This is a genomic window from Nguyenibacter vanlangensis, from assembly GCF_013376155.1.
Taxonomy (GTDB): domain Bacteria; phylum Pseudomonadota; class Alphaproteobacteria; order Acetobacterales; family Acetobacteraceae; genus Gluconacetobacter; species Gluconacetobacter vanlangensis.
In genome coordinates this window covers 1-1,543 of the sequence record NZ_JABXXP010000658.1, presented here as the reverse complement: position 1 = coordinate 1,543, position 1,543 = coordinate 1, and the positions used below count along the sequence as shown (strand labels likewise).

Sequence of the window (1,543 nt, the reverse complement as noted above, 5' to 3'; positions counted from 1 at the left end):
AGCGGCGCCAGGGCGTCGCTCACCAGCCGGACCAGGTCCTCGGCCGCGCGGGCCTGCATGCGCGCGGGGATTTCCTCGGAGAACAGTTCGAGCAGCAATTCGGGCATGATCTTATTCCTCGCCCGCCAGCCACGCTTCGCAGCAGCGCCGCGCCAGGGTGCGCACCCGGCCGATATAGGCGGCGCGCTCGCTGACGCTGATGACGCCGCGCGCGTCCAGCAGGTTGAACAAATGGCTGGCCTTGAGGCACTGGTCGTAGGCGGGCTGGGCGATGCCGTGCTCGACCAGGGCGATCGCCTCGCGCTCGGCGTCGATGAAATGGCGGTGGAGCATGTCGGTATCCGCCAGTTCGAAATTATGGCGCGAATAATCGCGCTCGGCCCGCAGGAACACGTCGCCGTAGGTCAGGCCCTGGCCGTTGAAATCCAGGTCGTAGACATTCTCGATGCCCTGGACGTACATCGCCAGCCGTTCCAGCCCGTAGGTCAGTTCGGTCGAGGGGACCACCGTGGGGATGCCGCCGACCTGCTGGAAATAGGTGAACTGGGTGACTTCCATCCCGTCGCACCAGACCTCCCACCCCAGGCCCCAGGCGCCGATGGTGGGGTTTTCCCAGTCGTCCTCGACGAAGCGGATGTCGTGCTCCAGCGGGTCGATCCCGATCGCGCGGTAGCTGTCGAGCAGCAGCTTCTGGCTGTCCTCGGGCGTGGGCTTCAGCAGGACCTGGTACTGATAGTAATGCTGCAGCCGGTTGGGGTTTTCGCCGTAGCGCCCGTCCGACGGGCGGCGGCAGGGCTGGACATAGGCGGCCTTCCACGGCCGGGTGCCCAGCGCGCGCAATGTGGTGTGCGGCGAGAGCGTGCCGGCCCCGACCTCGGTATCGTAGGGTTGCAGGATGGCGCAGCCCTGCTCGGACCAGAACTGGTGCAGCTTGAGGATCAGCGCCTGGAATGACAGCGGGCGCTTGGCGGACGGGGGGGCGGGCGGGCGGGGCGCGGAGGCCGGGACCATGGAAAGGATGCTCCGGTAGGCGATAAGACGGGGCGTGAAGACGGGACGTGCCGTCCGGCACGCGGAAGGGGCGCACCATACAGGCATGGGGCGCGGACCGGAAGGCGGGGTGGGCTTGCGGAAATCGCTGGTCCACGCCACATCTTGGGTCCGACCCTTCAGCGGAGACAGGACGGATACGATGAACAACGAGGAACGCGACCTTATCACGAAGTTCGTCGCCCGCGTCGGCGGCGCACCGCAGGGGGGATTCGGCAGCGTGCCTGCGACGACGCCCAACCTGCCCCCGATCGACCCCCAGGCCGACCAGTATATTGGCCAGATGTTCCAGCAATATCCCGAGGCGCGCTATCGCGTGACCCAGATGGCGGTGGTGCAGGAAGCCGCGCTGGTGGCGGCGCAGAACCGCATCCAGCAACTGCAATGGGAGCTTCAGCAGGCCCAGCAGGCGCTCCAGGCCCAGCAGGGCCAGCAGCGGCCGGCCGGTGGCGGCGGGCTGTTCGGTGGGCTGTTCGGCGGCGGGCAGCGCACC

2 protein-coding genes are annotated in these 1,543 nt (G+C 67.9%); one reads left to right on the top strand and one right to left on the bottom strand.

Annotated features, from left to right (window positions below; translation table 11 throughout):
* Nucleotides 1-111: 111 nt before the first annotated feature.
* A complete protein-coding gene (locus tag HUK84_RS17750; protein ID WP_176641431.1) occupies nucleotides 112-1,011 on the bottom strand; it encodes a glycine--tRNA ligase subunit alpha in 900 nt (299 codons plus the stop codon).
* Nucleotides 1,012-1,192: 181 nt separating this feature from the next.
* On the opposite strand from HUK84_RS17750, the gene HUK84_RS17745 reads away from it, so the two are divergent.
* Nucleotides 1,193-1,543 (top strand): DUF2076 domain-containing protein (locus HUK84_RS17745; RefSeq protein ID WP_176641430.1); only part of this gene is annotated, 351 nt, incomplete at its 3' end.